The following is a 20,485-nucleotide window of genomic DNA, read 5'->3' as shown; positions in this document are numbered from 1 at the left end:
GCACCCCTTTCTGGGGCAATGTCGCCTGGGCGACATTGCGGGCGGTCAGCAGTCAGCAGTCAGCAACCGGCTGCCGACATTCAGCCCGATAGAACGTCAACCGGCTGCGGTGGCAAGGGCTTCGACAGGGGCGGGCGTTTCGGCCCGCGCCGCCTGGCGTATCCATTCGGCGGCCTTTTCGGCCAGCATCAGCGTGGGCGAGTTGGTGTTGCCGCTCGTGATGGTGGGCATGGCGCCCGCGTCCACCACGCGCAGGCCGGCGATGACGCCGCCTCGCGCGTCGCGCACGCGCAGCTGCGAATCGAGCACCGCCATCGGGTCGCCGTCGCGCCCCATGCGGGTGGTGCCCACGGGGTGGAAGATGGTCGTGGCGATGTCGCCCGCCAGCCGCGCCAGGTCTTCGTCGGTCTCGAACTGCACGCCGGGTTTCCATTCCTCGGGCTGGTAGGGCGCCAGCGCTGGCTGCGCGACGATGCGGCGCGTCACGCGCAGGCTGTCGGCGGCGACCTGGCGGTCTTCGGGCGTGCTCAGGTAGTTGGGCGCAATGGCGGGCGCGGTCCGGAAATCGGGGCCCTTGATGCGCACCGTGCCCCGGCTGGTGGGGTTCAGGTTGCACACGCTCGCCGTGAAGGCCGGGAACGCGTGCAGCGGCTCGCCGAACGCCTCCAGCGACAGTGGCTGCACGTGGTATTCGATGTTGGGATACGGCTGGCTCGGCGAGCTGCGGGTGAAGGCGCCCAACTGCGATGGCGCCATGCTCATGGGGCCGCTGCGCTTGAGCATGTATTCGAGCCCGATCTTCGCCTTGCCCAGCCAGTTGCCGGCCAGCATGTTGAGCGTGGGCACGCCGTTCACCTTGAACACCGCGCGGATCTGCAGGTGGTCCTGCAGGTTGGCGCCCACGCCGGGCAGGTCGTTCACCACGTCGATGCCGTGCTCGCGCAGCAGCGCCGCCGGGCCGATGCCCGACAGCTGCAGCAGCTGTGGCGAGTTGACCGCGCCCGCGCTCAGCACCACCTCGCGCGTGGCGTGGGCGGTGACCATCTCCTCGCCGGTCCACACCTGCACGCCAGTGCAGCGGCGCGAGCCGTCGGGCTGGGTGTCGATCAACAGCCGGGTGGCCTGTGCGGCGGTCCACATCTCGAAGTTGGGCCGCCCGTAGCAGGTGGGGCGCAGGAAGGCCTTGGCGGTGTTCCAGCGCCAGCCGGCCTTCTGGTTGACCTCGAAATAGCCCACGCCTTCGTTGTCGCCGCCGTTGAAATCGTCGGTGGCCGGAATGCCCGCCTGCTGCGCGGCCTGGGCGAAGGCGTCCAGCACGTCCCAGCGCAGGCGCTGCTTTTCCACGCGCCATTCGCCCGAGCCGCCGGTGGTCTTGCTGCCGTGCAGGCGCTTGAAGGCCTCGCTGGCGGTGTCGGGCTTGTCCAGGCGCCAGTGGTCTTCGTGGCGGCGGAAATAGGGCAGGGTGTTGTCCCAGCGCCAGCTGGCATCGCCCGTGATGTCGGCCCACTGGTCGTAGTCGCGGGCCTGGCCGCGCATGTAGATCATTCCGTTGATGCTGCTGCAGCCGCCCAGCGTCTTGCCGCGCGGGTAGCGCAGGCTGCGGCCGTTCAGTCCGGCGTCGGGCTCGGTGTAATAGAGCCAGTCGGTGCGGGGGTTGCCGATGCAATACAGGTAGCCCACGGGGATGTGGATCCAGTGGTAGTCGTCCTTGCGGCCGGCCTCGATGAGCAGCACGCGGTGGCGCCCATTGGCGCTCAGGCGGTTGCACAGCAGGGCGCCGGCGGTGCCGCCGCCGATGATGATGTAGTCGAAAGTGGTGTCGCTCATGGAGGCTGTGAGGGCAGTGCGGCAGTGCCCGGCCATTGTGCGCAGCGCCGGGCGGCTGTCGATAGGGAAACAGCCGATTGCTATTATTTTTATAGCTATACGCCCTAGAGGATATTGCGCTGGAGGCCGTTTTGATCATAATTCACGCCGTCCACGCCCTGCGCGTGGATGCGCTTTGCGCTGACGCGGCCGAGCCCAGCCGCTCCGCTACCATGCACAGCTTCCCACTCCGCCCTCCATGACTGAAGACAGCCAGCCCCGCATCACCCGAGACGACACGCCCGAGGGCCCCTGCGTGGTGTTGCACGGCCGCTGGGGTGCGGCCGAACTGGGCATGCGGCGCCACTGGCGCACGCTATCGGCCCAGCTGGCCGAAACGCGGGGCGGCGCCTCCGACGGCTGGGACCTGCGCAGCCTGCAGTGGCTGGACCACGTGGGCGCGCAACTGCTGTGGAACCACTGGGGCCGCGCCTGGCCCGAGCGCCTGGCGCTCGACGAGGGCCAGCGCGCCATGCTGGAGCGCGTGGCCGAGTTCAGCACCAAGCGCCCGCCCGACAGTCCCTGGAGCCTGGCCGAGCAGATCGACCGGCTCGGCGTGCAGGTGCTGCACGCGGTCTCGCACATGCGCCACCTGCTCGAACTGGTGGGGCAGCTGTTCATCGATCTCTTTCACGCCGCGCGGTCGCCGCGGCGCGCGCCGTGGCGCGATGTGTCCGGCCACCTGTACCGCATGGGCGCCACGGCCATGCCGATCACCGCCATCGTGGGGTTTTTGATCGGCGTGGTGCTGGCCTACCTGATGTCGCTGCAGTTGCGGCAGTTCGGGGCCGAATCGTTCATCGTCAACATCCTGGGCATTTCGCTGATCCGCGAGCTGGGGCCCATGCTGGCCGCCATCCTCGTGGCCGGGCGTTCGGGCTCGGCCATCACGGCGCAGATCGGCGTGATGCGCGTGACCGAAGAGCTCGACGCCATGCGCGTCATGGGCATTCCGCACGGGTTTCGCCTGGTGATGCCGCGCGCCGTCGCGCTGGCCATCGCCATGCCGCTGATCGCCGTGTGGACCACGCTGTGCGCGCTGGCCGGCGGCATGCTCGCGGCCGACCTGGCCCTGGGCGTGTCGCCCGCGTATTTCGTGCAGGCGCTGCCCAACGCGGTGAGCTTTCCCAACCTGGTGATGGCCGTGGCCAAGTCGGTGGTGTTCGGCGTGTCGATCGCGCTCATCGGCTGCCACTGGGGCCTGCGCGTCAAGCCCAATACCCAGAGCCTGGGCGAGGGCACGACCGCTTCGGTGGTGACCTCCATCACCATGGTGATCATCGTGGATGCGCTCTTCGCCATCGCGTTCAAGAACCTCGGAATCTGACACGGCATGGACGACACCTCGCTCAACCCCGCTCCGGCCGAGTCCACGGCGCCCGTGGCACCGCCCGCCGACGCGCCGCCGGTGGTCGAGATCAAAGGGCTGTCCACCGTGTTCGGCAAGGGCAGCGAAGCCTTCGCCGTGCACGAGAACCTCGACCTCACCGTGCGCCGCGGCGAAATGCTCGCCCTGGTGGGCGGCTCGGGCACCGGCAAGACGGTGCTGCTGCGCCAGATGCTGGGCCTCACCCGCCCCGCCAAGGGCGAAGTCACCGTGCTGGGCCGGCCCGCCGCCGAGATGGGGCGGGCCGGCGCGGCCAGCCGCGTGGGCATGCTGTTCCAGCAGGGTGCGCTTTTCTCGGCCTTCAGCGTGCTCGACAACGTGGCCTTCGCGCTGCGCGAGCAGGGCACGCTGCCGGGCGACCTGGTGTGCGACGCGGCCATGGTCAAGCTGCAGATGGTGGGCCTCAAACCCGAGCACGCCACCCGCATGCCGGCCGACCTGTCGGGCGGCATGATCAAGCGCGTGGCCCTGGCGCGCGCGCTCATCATGGACCCGCCTTTGCTGCTGCTGGACGAGCCCACCGCGGGCCTCGATCCCAACAGCTCCGACGATTTCTGCGAACTGCTGCGCGAGCTGCACGCGGCGCTGGGCCTCACCGTGGTGATGGTCACGCACGACCTGGACACGATCTTCGCGCTCAGCACCCGCGTGGCCGTGCTGGCCGAAAAGAAGGTCATCGTCTCCGGCCCGCCGCAGGAAGTCGTGCAGTTCGACCACCCGTTCATCCAACACTTTTTTCTCGGCGAACGCGGCCGGCGCGCCATGGCGCCCTTGCCGGCTTCGCAACCGACCAAGGACGCCTGATGGAAAACAAGTCCCACGCCCTCGCAGCGGGCATTTTCGTGGTCGTTGTGGCGGCCTTGCTGGCCGGCCTGGGCCTTTGGCTCACCCGCGACAACACCAGCTACCAGCTGTATGAGCTGTCCAGCAAGCAAAGCGTGGGCGGGCTGCAGCCGCAGGCCGCCGTGCGCTACAAGGGCGTGGCGGTCGGCAAGGTGGTGCGCATCGGCTTCGATCCCGACGTGGCCGGCAACGTGCTGATCCGCATCGCCGTGAGCGACCAGGCGCCCGTGACCCCCGCCACCTTCGCGGTGCTGGGCTACCAGGGCGTGACGGGCCTGGCCCATGTGCTGCTGGACGACGGCCAGCAGGCCGAGCCGCCCCTGCCCAGGGGCCCGAGCGGCCTGCCGCGCCTGCCGCTCAAGACATCGCCGTTCGGCCAGCTGGCCGAGCAGGGCCCCGCCATCCTCTCGCAGGTGGAAGAGGCCACGGGCCGCATCAACGACCTGCTGAGCGACGACAACCAAAAGCGCATCGCCAACGCCATCGACAACCTGGGCCAGGCCGCCGGCAACGCCAGCGCGCTGATGAAGCGGCTCGATACCACCGTCGTGCAGCGGCTCGACCCGGCGCTGGCCGCCGTGCCCGCCGTGGCCAGCGATGCGCGCGAGACCCTGCAGGCGCTGCGCCAGGCCGGCAACAGCGCCTCCGCCGCGGCCAACGAAGTGGGCACGGCCGTCAAGCAACTGAGCGCCGAGGGCGGCCCCATCGACCAGATCGCCGAGGGCTCCAAGTCGCTGGCCACCGCCGCCGACCGCTTCGGCCGCGTCACGCTGCCGCGCCTGAACCACGCCGCCGACGAAACCTCGCGCGCCGTGCGCCGCCTGGGCCGCACCGCCAGCACCATCAGCGACAACCCGCAGTCGCTCATCTACGGATCGGGCACGGCCGCCGGTGGCCCGGGCGAGCCCGGCTTCGAGGCGCCCGTCGTCGTCAAACCTTGAGAGCGTCTGCCATGAATACTATGAAAATGATAGCTAACCACCGCCGTGTTCATTGCGCTGGAGCCATTTTTGGCTTGGCATTCGTCGCGGCGCTGGCCGGCTGCTCCGCGTTGCCCGCGCCGCCCGTGCGCGCCGAGGTGTACGACTTCGGCCCCGGCCTGATGGAGGCCGCGCCTTCCGACCGCCGCGCGCCGCTGCCGCCCCTGGCCCTGGCCGACGTGACCACCACCGGCCCGGTCGAAGGCAGCACCGCCGTGCTGTACCGCCTCGCCTACGACGACGCGCGCCGCCTGCGCCCCTACAACCAGGCCCGCTGGAGCCAGCCGCCCGCCCAACTGGTGCAAAAGGCCGTGCGCGACCAGCTCGGCCTGCGCCGCGCCGTGCTGACGGGCGACGAAGGCGCCGCCCAGATCCTGGAAGGCGGCGCCCTGCCCGCCGTGCTGCGCGTGGAGATCGAAGAGTTCAGCCACGTCTTCACCGCCCCGGCCACCAGCGCGGGTCTGGTGCGGCTGCGGGTGTCCATCGCCGAATCCACCCCCGCCGGCGAAAAGCTGCTGGCCCAGCGCGTCTTCCTGGTCCAGCGCCCCGCCGCCACGGCCGATGCGCCCGGCGGTACGCGCGCCCTGGCGGATGCCACGGCCCAGGCCGCGCAGGAGATCGGGCAGTGGCTGGAGCAGATGGGGCGGTGAGCTAGGTCAGGGTTCCAGGGCGGCGAGGCTGCGCGACAGGGCGTCCAGGTCTTCTCGGCAGACCGGCATGAATTCCTGCGCGGTCGTGTCCGGTGGGATCTGTCCTGCCAACTCCTTTTCGCAGAGGTCCATGTTCGAGCGAATGGCCACACGGGCGGCGGGTGGAACGCGGTAACGCTTTTCTTTGGCAGTGCGCAGATAGTGATCGATCGATAGATGCGCGCACTGCGTCAGCAGGGGAATCTGCGCGCTGGCCTTGTCGAGGTCGAAGGCGCCGCAGCCGGGGTACGTATAGAGTTGCAGCAGGGTTAGATGCGCATCGGGGCTGTTCTGCACGACGCGCAGCATGATGGCCTCGACGGTACGCGCCTCGAAGCCGGGAATGCGGTCGCAATAGGCTTTCATGTTGCCGCGCAAAGCCAGCCCTGCCTGGGCGCCATTCATGGCCTGGAGGTGCCAGGCACGGGACTCTTGCTGTTTGCCTTCTGTTTCTAGGTAGCTGCCATAGGCCCATTGCGCGGCGTTGTCGCCCTGCTCGGCGCGCTCCTGTATTCGCATGAGGCAGATGCCGCGAAGGGTGTACTGGTCCTGCTTGTCGCAGCGAGCGCTGTCGATCCACCACCACGCGGTGTAGGTGCCGATCAGTAGCGAAAAGATCAAAAGCAGTTGAAAACCGCAGCCGATGCGTTTCCACCATGCCATGGGCGCCTTGGTCTTCGGAATGGGCATCTCTCAGGGCTTTAGCGCTGCGAGGCTGCGCGACAGGGCGTCCAGGTCTTCTCGCCGGACCGGCATGAACTCGCGGACGGTGGTGCCCAGGGGTGGTGGGTCTGCCAATTCCTTTTCGCAGAGGTCCATGTTGGCGCGGATGGCCAGCTTAGTGGACGGCATTACGCGGTAATGCTTTTCCGCGGCGGTGCCCAGATAGTGATCGATGGAGAGATGTGCGCACTGCGTCAGCAGGGGAATTTGCGCACTGGCCTTGTCGAGGTCCAAGGCGCCGCAGCCGGGGTCGGCATAGAGTTGCAGAAGGCGCAGATGCGCGACTGGGCTGTTTTGCACCACGCGCAGCATGACGGCCTCGACAGTGCGGGCCTCGAAGCCGGGAATGCGGTCACAGTAGGCTTCCATATTGCCGCGAAGGCTCAACCCGCTTCGGGCACCGTGCATGGCTTTCAGGTGCCAGGCGATGGCCTCCTGCTGCTTGTTCTGGGACATAAGGTAATTGCCATAGGCCCACTGCGCGGCATTGTCGCCCTGCTCGGCGCGTTCCTGTATCCGCATGAGACAGATACCCCGTAGGTTGTAGTCGTCCTGCGTCTCGCAGGTGCGAGAGCTGTCTATCCACCACCACGCGGTGTAGGCGCCGATCAGGAGAGAGAAAATCAATAGCAGTTGAAGGCCGCAGCCGAGACGCTTCCACCATGCCGTGGGCGCCCTGGTCTTCGGAAGGGGCATCTCAGGGTTCCAGCGCGGCGAGGCTGCGCGAGAGAGCATCCAGGCTCTGGCGCCGCACAGGCATGAACTCGCGGACAGTGGTGCCCATTGGGGGCGGGTCTGCCAGCTCCTTTTCGCAGAGAGATATGTTCGAGCGGATGGCTGCGCGGGTGGCAAGCGGCACGCGGTAATGCTTTTCCGAAGCCGTGCGCAGATAGTGCTCGATGGAAAGATGCGCGCACTGTGTCAGCAGGGGAATCTGCGCGCTGGCCTTGTCGAGGTCCAGTGCGCCGCAGCCAGGGTAGGTATAGAGTTGAAGCAGGGTCAGGTGCGCGTCGGGGCTGGTTTGCACGACGCGCAGCATGATGCTCTCGACGGTGTGGGCCTCGAAGCCGGGTTTGCGATCACAGTAGCCGATCATTTCGTCGCGCATATCCAGCCCGTCTTGGGCGCCATGCATGGCCCTGACTTGCCAGACACGCGCCTCCTGCTCCCGGCGTTCCGTTTCGAGGTAGGCGCCATACGTCCATTGCGCGGCGTTGTCGCCTTGCTCGGCGCGCTCCTGTATCCGCATGAGGCAGATGCCCCGAAGGTTGTATTCGTCCTGCGTCTCGCAGGTGCGAGCGCTGTCGATCCACCACCAAGCTGTGTAGGTGCCTATCAGGAGCGAGAAGATCAAAAGCAGTTGAAAACCGCAGCCGATGCGTTTCCACCATGCCATGGGTGCCTTGGTCTTCGGAATGGGCATCTCTCAGGGCTTTAGCGCTGCGAGGCTGCGCGACAGGGCGTCCAGGTCTTCTCGCCGGACCGGCATGAACTCGCGGACGGTGGTGCCCAGGGGTGGTGGGTCTGCGAGTTCCTTTTCGCAGAGGTCCATGTTGGCGCGAATTGCCGCACGGGTGGCGGGTGGAATGCGGTGATGCGCGCTGGCGGCGAACTCAAGGTAGTCGGCAATGCCAAAGTGCGCGCACTGCGTCAGCAGGGGAATCTGCGCGCCGGCCTTGTCGAGGTCGAAGGCGCTGCAAAGGAAGCGGGGGGTGGTGTAAAGGTGCAGCAGGGTCAGGTGCGCGTCGGGGCTGGTCTGCGCGACGCGCAGCATGACGGCCTCCACGTTGTGCGCCTCAAAGCCGGGGATGCGGTCGCAGTAGCCGATCATTTCGCCGCGCAAAGCCAGTCCTACGCGGGCGCCGTGCATGGCCTGAAGGTGCCAGGCGCGAGATTCCTGCTGTTTCCCTTCGGTTTCGAGGTAGGCGCCATACGTCCATTGCGCGGCGTTGTCGCCCTGCTCGGCGCGTTCCTGTATCCGCATGAGGCAGATGCCGCGAAGGGTGTACTGGTCCTGTATCTCGCAGGTGCGAGCGCTGTCGATCCACCACCATGCGGTGTAGGTGCCGATCAGGAGCGAGAGGATCAGAAGCAGTTGGAAGCCGCAGCCGATGCGTTTCCACCATCGCAGCATCATCATCGTTTCCTCAGCAGTTCATGGGCCAGCGGGCCCTTGACGAGTTCGCCGCCATCGCGCGGCGAGGTGCGCGTGGTGGCGATGGGTTGCCCATCTGGTCCCCAGGTGCGCCATTGCCCTGGGCGCAGGAAGTTCGGGATGGCCAGCCGTTCCAGCACGCCGGGCAGTTTCTCGAAGGCGCCTTGGCCGATGGCCGCGCCGCCGAGAGGGTGGTTCCAGGTGGTCGTGGTGGGCGCGGTGACGTGAGTGCCCAGGGATCTGGCTAAGGTGCTTGCGATGCCATCGGGAGAGGCTCCAGCATTGCAGGCATCAATCAGGATAGGTTCTCCATGCCATAGGCCGCTGAGGCTGATGACACGGACGATTTCTCTAATATTGGTGACTCCTTGAAGACTGGTTGCGCTCGCATGGGCGAACAGATACAGGTATCCATTGACGCCCTGTTCCCGCAGGCCCGAGGCATATAGGGCTTTCTCCCTAGGTTGCATCAGGATGATCTTCTTTCGAACGGGATCAATGGTGGCAATCTTCTTGACGAGTTTCTGTGAATTGTCTAACCCTTCGAACACCAGCTTGGGCAACCCCTTCCCCGGTCCATATTGAATCCGCCCATTCTCGATGGGCTCCGCAGGTCCCTCCCGGAACCAGTAGGCAAGCGACATTGTTCTTCTCTTCCTGTGTGATCTCTGCACAAAAACCGGCCGTTCTCGCGCGTCGGGCCGGATTGTTCCATAGGAAGGAATGTTCAATAAAAACCTATTGACTAATTTGGCGGGTTTCCTGTTTTGGAATGATTCCTGAAAGGACCGGTGGTCCCCGTCAGAAGCTATGCCGCAGCGTCACCGTCGCACTGCGCGGCGCACCCGGCAGGTTCAGGTTCGGGCTGGTCCCATGGGCGGACACGATGTAGTTGCGGTCGAACAGGTTGCGCAGGTTCAGCTGTACCGTGGTCGCCTTGCCGATGCGGTATTGCGCCATGGCGTCCACCACCACGTACGACGGCAGGGTCACGGTGTTGCCGGGGTTGGCGAAGCGGTCACCCACGTAGTTGATGCCGCCGCCCACGCTCCAGTCCTCGCCCAGGCGCTGCGTGAGCCAGGCCGAGAACGCGTTGCGCGGCGTGATGGTGGCGCGCTTGCCCTGCACCGGCTGGCCCGCATCGATGGCGGTCGAGCGGGTGATGCGCGTGTCCAGCAGCGCGTAGCTCAGCGTGGCCTGCAGGCCCGCGGCCAGCTCGCCCGCGAGCGACAGTTCCAGCCCGCGGGTGCGCTGCGTGCCGATGGGAATCAGCTGTGTGGGCTGCGCCGGGTTGGTGGTTTTGATGTCGGTTCGCTCCAGTTGAAAGAGCGACGCCGTGGCCGTGGCGCGGCCGTCCAGCAGGTCGAGCTTGGCGCCCACTTCGTAGTTGGTCGTCTGCTCGGGCTTGATGGCCGTGTTGGTGGCCGACAGCGCGAACATCTCGGCCGAGGGCTGGTACGAGCGGCTTACCGACACGTAGTACGACTGCGCCGCCGTGGGCTGCCACACCAGGCCGGCGCGCGGGCTCCAGGTGGTGTCGGTGCGCTCGAAGTCGCTCTGGCCCGCCAGGCGGTTGTCCGTTTCCTGCCCGAACCGGTCGTAGCGCAGGCCGGCCAGCACCTTCCACTCGGGCGACAGCGTGATCTGGTCCTGCACGTACAGCGCGCGCGTCAGGTAGCGGTTGAGCGCGCTGGCCGACACGGCCCCGCCGCCGTTGAGCGGCGCCACCGGCAGCACCGGGTTCCACAGGTTCACGTTGCCCAGCGTGCCGCCGGTGAACGAGATCGCGTCCTTGTTCTGCTGGCCCAGTTCCAGGCCGTACAGCACCTCGTGGTCGATGCCGCCGGTGCGCAGGTTCTGGATCAGCTCGGTCTGGTTGAACACGCCGCGCTCGCGCCGGTCCACGCCCGAACGGGTCAGCGCCACGGTGCCGGCCGCCTCGTTGGTCGTGCCCGCCGGCAGGGTGTTCTGGCGATCGAGGTCGTAGTGGTAGTAGCGCAGGGCGTTGCGCACGCGCAGCGCGTCGGAAAAGCGGTGGCTGAACGTGGCGGTGAACGAGCTGACGGTGGATTCGGACGTGTCCGCGTCGCGCGCGTTGGCGGAGCCGAAGTACGTGCCCGCGGGCACGTTGACCGGGCGGCCCTGGTAGGCCGGAATGCCGAAGTCGGTCACGCGCTTGTCGCGCAGATAGTCGGCCTGCAGCAGCAGCGACGTGGCGCCGTCGGGCTTCCACAGCACCGACGGGGCGATGGCCTGACGTTCCAGGAATTGCTGGCTGCGGTAGCTGTTGGCATCCTCGGCCGCGCCGGTGACGCGCCAGGACCAGTCGCTGCCCGCGGGCGCGCGGCCCACGTCGAACTCGGCGCGCTTGTCGGCCCAGCTGCCCACGCTCAGGGCGATATCGGACACGTCGGTGCCGGGCTTTTTCGTGACGCGGTTGACCAGACCTCCGGACGAGCCGCGCCCGTACAGCACGGCGGCGGGGCCCTTCACGACCTCGACGCGCTCGATGTTGGACAGGTCGCGAAAGTACAGCGCATCGTCCCGGAAGCCGTCCACGAACTGGTCGCCGATGCTGGTGAAGCCGCGAATGCTGACTTGGTCGCGCTGGCCGTCGCCGTGCGACAGGCCCACGCCCGCCACGTTGCGCAGCGTGTCCTGCATCGAGGTCGCGCCCTGGTCGCGGATCACCTGCTGCGGCACCACGTCGATGGTCTGCGGCACGTCGCGCAGCGGGGCCTCGGTCTTGGTGCCGCTGGCGGACGAGGCGGCGTTATAGGCCGTGTCCTCGCCGCGCGCGGCCTGCACGCGCACCTCGCTCATCGTGGCCGCACCCGCAGTGCCTGCGGCAGCGCCCGCCCCTGGCGCGCCGCTGGCCGGGGCGTTGCCCGCGCGTTCCACGGTGAACGTGCGAGCATCCTGCGCGCGCACCACCAGCCCGGTGCCTGCCACCAGGCGCTGCAGAGCGTCGCGCACTTCCAGCGTGCCGCGCAGCGCCGGGGCCTGCTGGCCCTGGGCGATGTCGGTGACGAACACGATCTGCACGCCGCTCTGGCGCGCCAACGCGTTCAGCGACTGCGCCAGCGGCTGGGCCGGCAGATCGACCGCGACGGACTGGGCGTGGGCGGCGGTGGCGGCAAGGCACAGCGCGGCGGCCAGCGCAGCCCAGCGGGCGCGATATGGCGGGCGGCAGTGTTGGGGGATCGGCATGGAAACTCCTGGGAAAGGGATCGGTGGAATGGCGAACATGAAAACGCGGGCGTGGCACCCGTCACCCTGTAAGCCGATCCGGCGGCCGGGTTTGTACACGTCGCGTTCAAAAAAATCAGGCGGGCGGTGGAGGGCTGGGCTGAGCTGCCGTGCGGTGGCCCTGCAGCCCATGTTTGAGTCAAAAAGGCCTCCAGCGCAATAAAGACGCCGGCAGTCTGCTATGGTTTTTGATGCGTGGGGTGCGAGGCGATCACGACGGTGCCGTCCGGCAGCCGGTCCACCCGCACGGGCGCCAGCCGGGGCAGCAGGTCGATGAGTTGGTCGATGCGATCGAGATCGAACTGGCCCGAGATGCGCAGCGCCGCCGCGTGCGGGTCGGCCAGCACGATGGGCGCGCGCCGGTGGCGCTGCATCTCGGCCACGGCTTCGGCCAGGGGCGTGGCATCGAGCGGCAGACGCCCGGCCTGCCACGCCGTGGCCGTGCCGGTTTCGGCCGCCACGGGTGCGGGCAGTGCGGCACCCGCGCGGGTGCGCAGGGCCTGGCCCGCGTGCAGCACCACGGGGGCCGAGCCCGCCGGCCCGTGCACGCGCACGCTGCCCTGCTGCACGGAGATGTCGGCGCCATCGCCAGTCGCCAGGGCCAGGTCGCGGCGGATGTTGAAAACCGTGCCGATGTCTTCCACCGCCACGTCACCCGCCTGCACGGTGAACGGGCGCTGCAGCCACGGGGCCATGCCATGCCAGCGCGCGTGCGCCACCTCGAAGGCGGCCTCGCCGCGCTCCAGCGAGAGGCGGCGCGAGCGCAGGTGCAGGGCCACCTCGACCTGGGCGCCGCTGTTCAGGTGCACGGTGCTGCCATCGGGCAGGGGCAAGGCCAGCCGCTCGCCCACGGCGGTGGCCAGCGTTTCGCGGTGCAACACGGGATCGGCCCACAGCACGGTGGCCAGTGCGGCGATCGCGATGGCCGTGGCCGCACCGGCGGCGGTACGGGCCTTGGCGCCGGGCCGGCGGCGCTCGCGGAGTTCACGGCGCAGCGCGGCAGCCTGCTCGATGTCTTCTGGGGTGGGCAGTTGCTGGCGCAACAGGTCGGCGAACGGGGCCAGGGCCTCGTCGATGGGCAAGTGCGCACGCCGGCCCGCGCCGCGCGCAGTTTGATCGCCAGGACCGACCGGTTCAGCCGTCGGCATGGCCCACGCCTTCGATCAACACGGGTTCCACGCCGCGCAGCGCCCGCGCCAAGTGCCGCGCCACCATCCCGCGCGAGATGCCCATGCGCCGGGCGGCCTCGTCCTGCGGCATGCCGTAGAGCTTGGTAAGGATGAAGGCCTCCCGGCTGGCCTGCGGGAGTTGCTCGATGGCAGCCAGCAGTGCGCGCTGGCGCTGGTGGGCCGCCAGGGCCAGTTCGGGCGGGGAAAGCGGCAGGGCGGGGCGCATGGAAGCAGCCGGTTCCGATTCCGGCTCCGGAAGCGGCGCCTCGCACCGGCGGGCCTGCGCGCGATGGCGGTCGATGGCCAGATCGCGCGCCACGCTGCGCAAAAACGCCAGCGGGTTGGCGATCTCGCCCGGCACGGGGCGCTCCAGCAGCCGCACGCACACATCGTTCACGATCTCGCGCGGAAAGCACTCCTCGCCGAAGCGGTGGCGCAGCGAGCCCACCAGGTCTTCGTAGTGCTTCACCAGGGCGGCGAGCAGGGGCTCGGGCGGGGGCGGAAGCGAAGCGGGGGACTGCATGGAGCCGCGATTATAAAAAGAGAATGGGAATGATTCTTATTGTTGTATTTTTGCCGTGTTGCGGCCGGGCGTTGTCCCGCCGCGTTGCAGGGCCGGGCGGAAGTCGCCCGGCGCCCGCCCGGGCCGAAAGGCACAATCGCGCGTCGCACCGGGCCGCTGGCGCCCGGTCCTGTTGGAGCACCGAATGAGCAGCATCGACCTCGCAAAAATCAACGCCGAACTCGGCAAGGACGCCCAGGGTCTGGTGGACTGGGCCGTGGGCCTGGGCCGGCCCCCGATCGTCACCACCAACTTCCGGCCGTTCGAAGCCGTGATCCTGCACATGGTCACGCGGGCGCAGCCCGATGTGCCGGTGGTCTGGATGGACAACGGCTACAACACCGAGGCCACCTACCAGTTCGCGGACGCGGTCACCCGGCAGCTCGGCCTGAACCTGTCGATCTACCTGCCGCGCCGCTCGCGTGCCCATCGCGAGGCCGTCGAAGGCCCGGTGCCGGCGCTGGACGATCCGCGGCACGCGGCATTCACCGAGGAGGTCAAGCTCGAGCCCTTCGCCCGTGCGCTGCGTGAGACTGCTCCGCAGGTGTGGTTCACCGCGCTGCGCGCCACCGACACGGCCGTGCGCGCGCAGATGGACCCGGTGAGCATCAACCCCGACGGCCTGATCAAGGTGGCACCGCTGCTGCACTGGTCGTCCAAGGACCTGTACGAGTACCTCGTGAAGCACGAGCTGCCCAACAATTTCGATTACGTGGACCCCACCAAGGGCGAGGACAACCGCGAATGCGGGCTGCACCTGGCGCATTGAAGAGCGCTGTGGAAAGAGCGCTGTCTGACAGCGCGGTTTACTACTCCGAAGAGGCGTGCAGTGCACGCCTCTTTTTTTTGACCCTGCATACCGTAGGCCTGGGCTGACGCGCGGTGTCCTTGGATGACTACGCCTGAGTTTTTGGGGCACTTTTACAGTTCGTCCATCGCATCCAGCTAGGTTTCCAAACCGTCTCGGAGTGGAAGGCTGAAGCGAATAACCAAGAGGACCTGTGCCATGAATGAAGACACCGTCAAAGGCAACTGGAAACAATTCACCGGCAAGATCAAGGAGCAGTGGGGCAAGATGACCGACGACGACCTGGACGTGGTCGCCGGCAAGCGCGACCAGTTCCTGGGCAAGCTGCAAGAGCGTCAAGGCCTGGCCAAGGACGCTGCCGAGAAGGAACTGAAGTCCTGGCAAGACCGCCACCCCGACTTCCGCTTCGACAAGTAATTTCCCAAAAAAACCCGACCCAAAAACCAGCGTGTCAGCCAGTCGAGCCCATCGGCCTTCCGGCGTCCGCACCCCTTACAGACATTGAGGAGAAAAACCATGAAACACGCACGCAATCTTCTGGCCCTGGTGGCCGCCGGCCTTCTCGCAACCAGCGGCATGGCCATGACCAAGGAAGAGCACAGCGCCGCCAAGGACCGCATCTCTGCCGACTACAAGACGAACAAGCAAAAGTGCGATGCCATGACGGCCAACGCCAAGGACGTCTGCATGAAGGAAGCCAAGGGCGCCGAAAAGGTTGCCAAGGCCGAGCTCGAAGCCCAATACAAGCCCAGTGACAAGGCCACCTACAAGGTGAACGAAGCCCGCGCTGACGCTGCCTACGACGTCGCCAAGGAAAAGTGCGATGACCAGCAAGGCAATGCCAAGGACGTCTGCGTGAAGGATGCCAAGGCAGCCCACGTGAAGGCCAAGGAAGACGCCAAGGTGGCACGCGCCCAAGCCAAGCCAGCCGACAACATGGCCAAGAAGGATGCCAACGTCGCTGAAGTGAAGAAGGACGCTGCCCAAGACAAGCGCGAAGCCGAATACAAGGCCGCCAAGGAGCGTTGCGATGCCACCAGCGGTGATGCCAAGGACAAGTGCGTTGCCGACCTGAAGCGCGTCTACAACCAGTAAGAATCCACCGGCCATTCCTGTCCTCGCGAGAGTGCAGGGTGCCAGTGAAAAGGGCTCCGCTTGCGGAGCCCTTTTTTTATGCCGGGACCAATGACGCTCCGCGCGTCCAACGAGCATCGCTCACCTGTCGCGCCCTGGGCGCCGCGACCCGCCCTGCCTCGTGCGACGACGTCGCGGCTGCAGCAGAACCCGGTGGGGCTGGGGTTTTGTCGGGCCTCGTGTCGGGAGCGGGCCTCGTCGCAGCCACTCTGACCTGCATCAAAACCCGGCGCCTCAGGGCCTCTTAAGCTGGCCGTTCACTGGACTGCAAGGACTGGAAATGGCTGCACTGCAATGGTCCGAGGGCCTGGCCCTCGACCTTCCCCTCATGGATGAAACCCACCAGGAGTTCGTGGAACTGCTGGGCGCCGTGGAGGCCGCGGCCGACGCGCAACTGCTCGGCGCGTGGCAGGCGCTGGTGGCCCACACCGCCGATCACTTCGCCCGCGAGGACGCCTGGATGGCGGCGACCCGCTTCGCCTCGGGCAACTGCCACAGCCTGCAGCACAAGGTCGTGCTGCAGGTGCTGCGTGAAGGCACGGCACAAGCCGAAGCGAGCGATCTGCCGGTGCTCCGCCGGATGGCCACCGAACTGGCCTTGTGGTTTCCGCAGCACACGCAGACCATGGACGCGGCGCTGGCCCTGCACCTGCGCCGCGTCGGCTTCGATCCCGCCACAGGCACCGTGCATGCGCCGGATGCGCTGCCGGCGCAGGCCATTCACGGCTGCGGCGGCGCGTGTTCGGGCGATGAGGCCACGCCGGCACCGGTGGCTGTCCAATCCCTGGAGCGCGAGGCGGTCGCTGCCTGAACGCTGTCGTCAGTGGCGCCTGCGGGGCAGCAGCAGGGCCGCCATCTGCCATGAGAGCGTTCGCACGGCGCGGCGCCATGCCGGCGAGCCGGCGCTTGCCGCGGCGGGCCAGTAGGCGGCTTGCAAAATGCCCTGCTTGGCCTCGCGCAATGCGGCACGGTCACGCGCCGCAATGGCGCACAGCAGCCGGTCGTGGTAGCGCTGCAGGCGCTGCGCCTCGGCCATCGACAGGCCCGTGTCGGCAGGCGCCGGCAGTGCCGTTGCCAGATGCCGGTTTCCAGGGCTGGACGCATCGTCATACCAGGAGGTGGTGGCTGCCATCACACGGCCTCCACGTGGCGGGCCGCGGCCGTCGGTGTCGGGCGCTGGGGTGTCAGGCCGTACCAGTTCACCTTGCGCGTGAGCACCATCACGGCACCGAGCACCAGGAACAGCGCGATCGAGCCCACGACCAGTGCCGTCTGCTCCAACTGCAGCAGCAGATAGAGCAGGCCGTACAGCAACCCGATGCCCGCGCCGAACGGCAGACCCAGTCGCAAGCCGCCCAGCATGTGGCTGGCGTAATAGGCCAGCAGCAGCACGCAGGCGCTGGCCGCCACCGCATACGAAACGCCGAACGGCAAATGCTCCGACAGGCTCACCAGCAGCAGGAAGAAGCTGCACAGCGCGCTCCCTACCAGCAGGTATTGCACCGGATGCACCCGCAGCCGCTTCATCAACTCGAAAAGGCCCACCGCGACGAACGTCAGTGCGATGAAGAGCACGCCGTATTTGGTGGCCCGGTCGCTCAGGGAATAGGGGTTGACGGGGTCCACGAACGCCACGGTGAAGCTGTCGGTGCAGCCGCGGTCGCCACTGGGCTGCGGCTCGTAGCCCGTGCGGTCTGCCGCCGCCGCGTCGCACACAGGGCGGGATGCGGCTACGTCCTGCTGCGCCGTGCTGGCCAGGGACGAAAGGCGCCACAGGGCAGAAAAGCCGCTGTCGGTCACGGTGCGCTCCGACGGCAGGAAGCGGCCTGCGAACGAGGGGTGGGGCCAGCTGCCTTCCATCTGCACCTGTGTCTGCCCGCCGAGGGGAACGATGGCCAGGCTTTCGGTGCCGACGAGTTCCAGGTCCATCTCGGCCTTGAACGGGCCGGGATCGCCGTCGCGCCGCTGCACCAGCGCTTCGGGCAACGGGGCGTGCAATCCCCGGGGGTAGGCGGCGTGGAAAGTGCCGGGCTTGAGCGCCAGCGTTTGGCCCGCCACGGTCAGGTGCGCGGCCCGGATGCCGCGCGCATCGCCCACGGCCATCATCAGCACGGGCGCCCCGCACTGCATGCGCGAGCCCTGCACCGTGGTGTCGGGCCGCAAGCTGGCCAGCGACGCCCACTCGGCCGCGACGTGGGCCTTCAGGGTATAGGTGTTGACTTTGTGAACGCCCCGCGAGCGTTCCTGCATGGCCGTGCCGGCGCGCAGTTGCAGCAGGTCGGGCATGGCGGTGAGCAAGAATTCACGCCGCTTTTCGACCGTGGTGCGGTCGCTGCCGGTGCCGGTGACGGCATCCCAGCTCTCCACGCAGGCGCTGTGGATCATGGGGCCCAGCAGGGTTTGCGAGCCCGCAAGGCTGCGGGCCACGCCGTCGGCGGTGAGGGTGCGGTAGCGCTGGCGGTCGCGCACCACGTCTTCGATGAGGCCCAGGCCGAACAGCAAGAGCAGGGTGATGGCCGCGAGCGCGGCCAGTTTGGTGAACAGGGGATGTTTCAAGGGGCTCTCCGCCAGTGAATGTGGAGCGCAGTGTGGTGAGGCGGCGTGAGCCGGCAATGAAGTTTGTGAGCGCACGGTGAAGTGCTTCGCCGACTGCGTGGCGTGGAGTGCGAACGCACTGGTTGTGCCGCCGCCCCGGTGCTTCAGAGGTTCGAAAAGTCCAGTTCGACCCGCAGGCCGGGCTGCGTGTTGCGCACCGCCATCGCCCCGCCGTGCAGCGCCATCACCCGGCGCACGATGGCCAGGCCCAGCCCCGAGCCGCTGCGCTCGCCGCCCGGCCGCGCGGTGGTGAAAAAGCGCTCGCCCAGCCGCGGCAGCGCATAGTCCGGCACGCCCGGGCCCGCGTCCTGCACGGCCACGACCGGGCCGTCCAGCTCCACGCGCACCGTGCTGCCGGCCGGCGCGAAATCGATGGCGTTGTCGATCAGATTGGTGATGGCCACGGTCACCAGCTCTGCCTCCCAGGGTCCGCTGGCGCCTTCGCCCACGAGCACCAGATCGATGGTGCGCTGGCTGGCGCGCGCCTGGGCCTGGCGCACGGCCTGGATCGCGCAGTCCTGCAGCGACGTGGCGGCCGCCCCGTCGGCGCGCTGGCGCTGTTCCAGCTGGCTCAACTCCAGCAGCCGGTCGATCAGGCGCTGCAGCCGCTCGCTCTGCTCCACGACCTGCGTGGCGAACTGGGCGCGGTCTGCCGGGGGCAGGTCGTCCTGCAATAGCTCGCCCGCACCGCGGATGGCGGCCACGGGGCTTTTCAGTTCGTGCGTCAGCGCGCGCACGTAACCCTCGATGTAGTCGTGCCCTTCCAGGCGCACCCGCATGCGGTCCATGGCCCGGGCCAGGTCGCCCAGTTCGCCGGGCACCTTGGGCACGGCCAGCGGCTGCGCGGTGTTCAGGCCGCCGTCGGCCGGGCCCTGCACGCTCAGGGCATAGTCACGCAGGCGGCGCACGTGCCACACCGTCCACACCGTGACGGCCACGCCCACCAGGGCCGACAGCGCCAGCAGCAGCAGCCCGCCCCGCAGCACCTTGCGTTCCGCACGGTCGATGAACCGCTGCACCGACCGCGTCGGCTTGGCCACGGTGAGCACCCCGCCGATCTTGCGGCCGCCCGGCCCGTCCACCAGGATGGGTGCGGCCACGTACATCACGCCGCTGGTGTCGTCGCCCTGCACCTCGCGCGTGGCGCGTGCGCCGTACTCGCCCCGCAGGGTGCGCGCCACGTCGCGCCAGCCCGAATAGTCTTCGCCCACGGCGCTGCGCTCGGAATCGAACACCACCCGGCCGGCGGCATCGGTCACGTAGATGCGAAAGTCCAGCGTCTGCTTGGAAAAGCCCCAGATCCCTGCATCGACCGGGCGGCTGGCGTACTGGCGCACGTGCTGCGCGAAGCGGCTTTCCGGCGTGCCAGGGGCCGTCGCGCCCAGGCGGCCGGCCGCCAGGTCATCGCTGGCCAGCTCGGCCAGGATGTTGGCGGTGTCCACCATCATGTCTTCCATCACCTCGCGCACGCTGGGCTTGATCTCGGCGGTGAACACGCGCAGCACGAAGAACGCCGCGATGCCGTTGATCAGGAAGAAAGCGAACAGCAGCCGGATGCCCAGGCGCATGGATCAGGCCTCCGCCGTCGTGGCCCGCGCTAGGCGATGCGATGGGGCGTTCATAACTCCAGGCAGTACCCCATGCCCCGGTGAGTGCTGATGTATTCGCGCCCGGGGTCGGCCTCGCGGAGCTTGGCGCGCAGGGTCTTGATGTGCGTGTCCACCGTGCGGTCGGTGCTTTCGCTGTCGTCGCCCCAGGCGTTGGCGAGCAGCGACTCGCGCGACTGGATGCGGCCAGCGCCGCGCAGCAGGCACGCCAGCAGGCGGTATTCGCGCCGCGTGAGCGGCAGCGGCCGGCCGTGCAGGCTCACGCGCTGGCCGGCGGCGTCGTCGTGGAAGGGGCCCTGCGCCTGCGCCACTGCGGCCTGCGGAGCCGGGGCCGCCGCGCGGCGCAGCAGGGCCTTCACGCGTGCCGCCAGTTCGCGCGGGCTGAAGGGCTTGGGCAGGTAATCGTCGGCCCCCAGTTCCAGGCCCAGCACGCGGTCGAGTTCTTCGCCGTGCGCGCTCAGCATGAGCACGGGCGTGGCCTGGTGCGCCGGGTCGCGGCGCAGGTCGCGCAGCAGGTCCAGGCCATTGCCGTCCGGCAGGCCCACGTCCAGCACCAGCAGGTCGAAAGGCCGGGCGCGCAACTGCTCGCGCGCATCCCTCAGCAGCAGGCTGTGCACGATGGACAGGCCCTCGCGTTCGAGCGCATAGGCCACCGTGCGCGCGATGGCCGGGTCGTCCTCCAGCAGCAGCAGACGGGCGTGGGCGGCAGCCATGGGGC

Annotated in this window: 21 protein-coding genes; 8 read left to right on the top strand and 13 right to left on the bottom strand. The window is 68.1% G+C overall.

Annotated elements, in window-relative coordinates:
- Positions 1–96: 96 nt before the first annotated feature.
- The gene (locus BLT03_RS21775; RefSeq protein WP_092745895.1) at positions 97–1,827 is read right to left on the bottom strand and encodes a GMC family oxidoreductase; all 1,731 of its coding nucleotides are present in this window, start codon (positions 1,825–1,827) and stop codon (positions 97–99) included.
- Between the two features lie 238 nt (positions 1,828–2,065).
- Between BLT03_RS21775 and BLT03_RS21770 the strand changes: the two genes are divergently transcribed.
- Genes BLT03_RS21770 through BLT03_RS21755 form a run of 4 tightly spaced genes read left to right on the top strand, consistent with a single transcriptional unit; the run spans position 2,066 to position 5,726 of the window.
- On the top strand, positions 2,066–3,193 hold the full coding sequence (locus tag BLT03_RS21770) for an MlaE family ABC transporter permease (RefSeq protein WP_092745871.1): 1,128 nt from the start codon (positions 2,066–2,068) through the stop codon (positions 3,191–3,193).
- 6 nt (positions 3,194–3,199) lie between these two features.
- Positions 3,200–4,057 (top strand): ABC transporter ATP-binding protein, encoded by an 858-nt coding sequence (locus BLT03_RS21765; RefSeq protein WP_092745870.1) that lies wholly within the window; start codon positions 3,200–3,202, stop codon positions 4,055–4,057.
- Positions 4,057–5,037, top strand: coding sequence for an MlaD family protein (locus tag BLT03_RS21760; protein ID WP_092745869.1), 981 nt, complete (start codon positions 4,057–4,059; stop codon positions 5,035–5,037). The genes BLT03_RS21765 and BLT03_RS21760 overlap by 1 nt, the downstream gene beginning before the upstream one ends.
- Positions 5,038–5,063: 26 nt before the next feature.
- Positions 5,064–5,726, top strand: a complete 663-nt coding sequence (locus BLT03_RS21755) for an ABC-type transport auxiliary lipoprotein family protein (RefSeq protein ID WP_434802427.1) — start codon at positions 5,064–5,066, stop codon at positions 5,724–5,726.
- Between the two features lie 6 nt (positions 5,727–5,732).
- Here BLT03_RS21755 and BLT03_RS21750 read toward each other — a convergent pair whose 3' ends face one another.
- From BLT03_RS21750 to BLT03_RS21715, 8 genes are all read right to left on the bottom strand, one after another.
- Positions 5,733–6,455 carry a hypothetical protein gene (locus BLT03_RS21750; protein ID WP_245711505.1) on the bottom strand — a complete coding sequence of 241 codons (723 nt, stop codon included), beginning with the start codon at positions 6,453–6,455 and terminating at the stop codon, positions 5,733–5,735.
- 3 nt (positions 6,456–6,458) lie between these two features.
- Positions 6,459–7,184, bottom strand: coding sequence for a hypothetical protein (locus tag BLT03_RS21745; RefSeq protein WP_092745867.1), 726 nt, complete (start codon positions 7,182–7,184; stop codon positions 6,459–6,461).
- Between the two features lies 1 nt (position 7,185).
- Entirely contained in the window at positions 7,186–7,911 is a 726-nt protein-coding gene (locus BLT03_RS21740) for a hypothetical protein (protein WP_175537832.1), read from the bottom strand.
- A 3-nt stretch (positions 7,912–7,914) separates the two neighbouring features.
- Complete coding sequence (locus tag BLT03_RS21735) at positions 7,915–8,625, bottom strand: hypothetical protein (RefSeq protein ID WP_245711504.1); 711 nt, start codon at positions 8,623–8,625, stop codon at positions 7,915–7,917.
- Positions 8,625–9,287 carry a DUF8616 domain-containing protein gene (locus BLT03_RS21730; RefSeq protein WP_092745865.1) on the bottom strand — a complete coding sequence of 221 codons (663 nt, stop codon included), beginning with the start codon at positions 9,285–9,287 and terminating at the stop codon, positions 8,625–8,627. Before BLT03_RS21730 ends, BLT03_RS21735 begins: the two co-directional genes overlap by 1 nt.
- 157 nt (positions 9,288–9,444) lie before the next feature.
- Entirely contained in the window at positions 9,445–11,853 is a 2,409-nt protein-coding gene (locus BLT03_RS21725; RefSeq protein ID WP_092745864.1) for a TonB-dependent siderophore receptor, read from the bottom strand.
- A gap of 218 nt (positions 11,854–12,071) precedes the next feature.
- Positions 12,072–13,040: a FecR family protein gene (locus tag BLT03_RS21720; protein ID WP_092745863.1), complete on the bottom strand. Its 969-nt coding sequence runs from the start codon at positions 13,038–13,040 to the stop codon at positions 12,072–12,074.
- Positions 13,027–13,584: an RNA polymerase sigma factor gene (locus tag BLT03_RS21715; RefSeq protein WP_092745862.1), complete on the bottom strand. Its 558-nt coding sequence runs from the start codon at positions 13,582–13,584 to the stop codon at positions 13,027–13,029. The genes BLT03_RS21720 and BLT03_RS21715 overlap by 14 nt, the downstream gene beginning before the upstream one ends.
- A gap of 184 nt (positions 13,585–13,768) precedes the next feature.
- Here BLT03_RS21715 and BLT03_RS21710 point away from each other — a divergent pair, with 184 nt between their 5' ends.
- The 4 genes from BLT03_RS21710 (at position 13,769) to BLT03_RS21695 (ending at position 16,376) form a co-directional block, all read left to right on the top strand.
- Positions 13,769–14,392, top strand: coding sequence for a phosphoadenosine phosphosulfate reductase domain-containing protein (locus BLT03_RS21710; RefSeq protein WP_092745861.1), 624 nt, complete (start codon positions 13,769–13,771; stop codon positions 14,390–14,392).
- A 237-nt stretch (positions 14,393–14,629) separates the two neighbouring features.
- A complete protein-coding gene (locus BLT03_RS21705) occupies positions 14,630–14,848 on the top strand; it encodes a CsbD family protein (protein ID WP_092745860.1) in 219 nt (72 codons plus the stop codon).
- A 99-nt stretch (positions 14,849–14,947) separates the two neighbouring features.
- Positions 14,948–15,526 carry a hypothetical protein gene (locus BLT03_RS21700; RefSeq protein ID WP_092745859.1) on the top strand — a complete coding sequence of 193 codons (579 nt, stop codon included), beginning with the start codon at positions 14,948–14,950 and terminating at the stop codon, positions 15,524–15,526.
- A 319-nt stretch (positions 15,527–15,845) separates the two neighbouring features.
- Positions 15,846–16,376 carry a hemerythrin domain-containing protein gene (locus tag BLT03_RS21695; RefSeq protein WP_092745858.1) on the top strand — a complete coding sequence of 177 codons (531 nt, stop codon included), beginning with the start codon at positions 15,846–15,848 and terminating at the stop codon, positions 16,374–16,376.
- A 9-nt stretch (positions 16,377–16,385) separates the two neighbouring features.
- On the opposite strand, the gene BLT03_RS21690 is transcribed toward BLT03_RS21695, so the two are convergent.
- From BLT03_RS21690 to BLT03_RS21675, 4 genes are all read right to left on the bottom strand, one after another.
- Positions 16,386–16,697, bottom strand: a complete 312-nt coding sequence (locus BLT03_RS21690; protein ID WP_245711503.1) for a hypothetical protein — start codon at positions 16,695–16,697, stop codon at positions 16,386–16,388.
- Positions 16,697–18,121 carry a cell envelope integrity protein CreD gene (gene creD / locus BLT03_RS21685; RefSeq protein WP_092745857.1) on the bottom strand — a complete coding sequence of 475 codons (1,425 nt, stop codon included), beginning with the start codon at positions 18,119–18,121 and terminating at the stop codon, positions 16,697–16,699. The genes BLT03_RS21690 and creD overlap by 1 nt, the downstream gene beginning before the upstream one ends.
- A gap of 143 nt (positions 18,122–18,264) precedes the next feature.
- Positions 18,265–19,728 (bottom strand): two-component system sensor histidine kinase CreC, encoded by a 1,464-nt coding sequence (creC, locus tag BLT03_RS21680; RefSeq protein WP_092745856.1) that lies wholly within the window; start codon positions 19,726–19,728, stop codon positions 18,265–18,267.
- Positions 19,729–19,778: 50 nt separating this feature from the next.
- Positions 19,779–20,480, bottom strand: coding sequence for a winged helix-turn-helix domain-containing protein (locus BLT03_RS21675; protein WP_092745855.1), 702 nt, complete (start codon positions 20,478–20,480; stop codon positions 19,779–19,781).
- Positions 20,481–20,485: the final 5 nt, after the last annotated feature.

It is taken from the genome of Paracidovorax valerianellae (assembly GCF_900102625.1).
Taxonomy (GTDB): Bacteria; Pseudomonadota; Gammaproteobacteria; order Burkholderiales; family Burkholderiaceae_C; genus Paracidovorax; species Paracidovorax valerianellae.
The sequence above is the reverse complement of the archived record's forward strand: the minus strand, read 5'-3'. Positions and strand labels throughout refer to the sequence as shown.

Coding starts and splice junctions, on each gene's coding strand:
- BLT03_RS21775 (WP_092745895.1), bottom strand. CDS start 1,827: ATGAGCGACACCACTTTCGACTACATCATCATCGGCGGCGGCACCGCC.
- BLT03_RS21750 (WP_245711505.1), bottom strand. CDS start 6,455: ATGCCCATTCCGAAGACCAAGGCGCCCATGGCATGGTGGAAACGCATC.
- BLT03_RS21760 (WP_092745869.1), top strand. CDS start 4,057: ATGGAAAACAAGTCCCACGCCCTCGCAGCGGGCATTTTCGTGGTCGTT.
- BLT03_RS21725 (WP_092745864.1), bottom strand. CDS start 11,853: ATGCCGATCCCCCAACACTGCCGCCCGCCATATCGCGCCCGCTGGGCT.
- BLT03_RS21745 (WP_092745867.1), bottom strand. CDS start 7,184: ATGCCCCTTCCGAAGACCAGGGCGCCCACGGCATGGTGGAAGCGTCTC.
- BLT03_RS21740 (WP_175537832.1), bottom strand. CDS start 7,911: ATGCCCATTCCGAAGACCAAGGCACCCATGGCATGGTGGAAACGCATC.
- BLT03_RS21730 (WP_092745865.1), bottom strand. CDS start 9,287: ATGTCGCTTGCCTACTGGTTCCGGGAGGGACCTGCGGAGCCCATCGAG.
- BLT03_RS21735 (WP_245711504.1), bottom strand. CDS start 8,625: ATGATGCTGCGATGGTGGAAACGCATCGGCTGCGGCTTCCAACTGCTT.
- BLT03_RS21720 (WP_092745863.1), bottom strand. CDS start 13,040: ATGCCGACGGCTGAACCGGTCGGTCCTGGCGATCAAACTGCGCGCGGC.
- BLT03_RS21695 (WP_092745858.1), top strand. CDS start 15,846: ATGGCTGCACTGCAATGGTCCGAGGGCCTGGCCCTCGACCTTCCCCTC.
- creC (WP_092745856.1), bottom strand. CDS start 19,728: ATGCGCCTGGGCATCCGGCTGCTGTTCGCTTTCTTCCTGATCAACGGC.
- BLT03_RS21710 (WP_092745861.1), top strand. CDS start 13,769: ATGAGCAGCATCGACCTCGCAAAAATCAACGCCGAACTCGGCAAGGAC.
- BLT03_RS21705 (WP_092745860.1), top strand. CDS start 14,630: ATGAATGAAGACACCGTCAAAGGCAACTGGAAACAATTCACCGGCAAG.
- BLT03_RS21690 (WP_245711503.1), bottom strand. CDS start 16,697: ATGGCAGCCACCACCTCCTGGTATGACGATGCGTCCAGCCCTGGAAAC.
- BLT03_RS21755 (WP_434802427.1), top strand. CDS start 5,064: ATGATAGCTAACCACCGCCGTGTTCATTGCGCTGGAGCCATTTTTGGC.
- BLT03_RS21675 (WP_092745855.1), bottom strand. CDS start 20,480: ATGGCTGCCGCCCACGCCCGTCTGCTGCTGCTGGAGGACGACCCGGCC.
- BLT03_RS21700 (WP_092745859.1), top strand. CDS start 14,948: ATGAAACACGCACGCAATCTTCTGGCCCTGGTGGCCGCCGGCCTTCTC.
- BLT03_RS21765 (WP_092745870.1), top strand. CDS start 3,200: ATGGACGACACCTCGCTCAACCCCGCTCCGGCCGAGTCCACGGCGCCC.
- BLT03_RS21770 (WP_092745871.1), top strand. CDS start 2,066: ATGACTGAAGACAGCCAGCCCCGCATCACCCGAGACGACACGCCCGAG.
- BLT03_RS21715 (WP_092745862.1), bottom strand. CDS start 13,584: ATGCAGTCCCCCGCTTCGCTTCCGCCCCCGCCCGAGCCCCTGCTCGCC.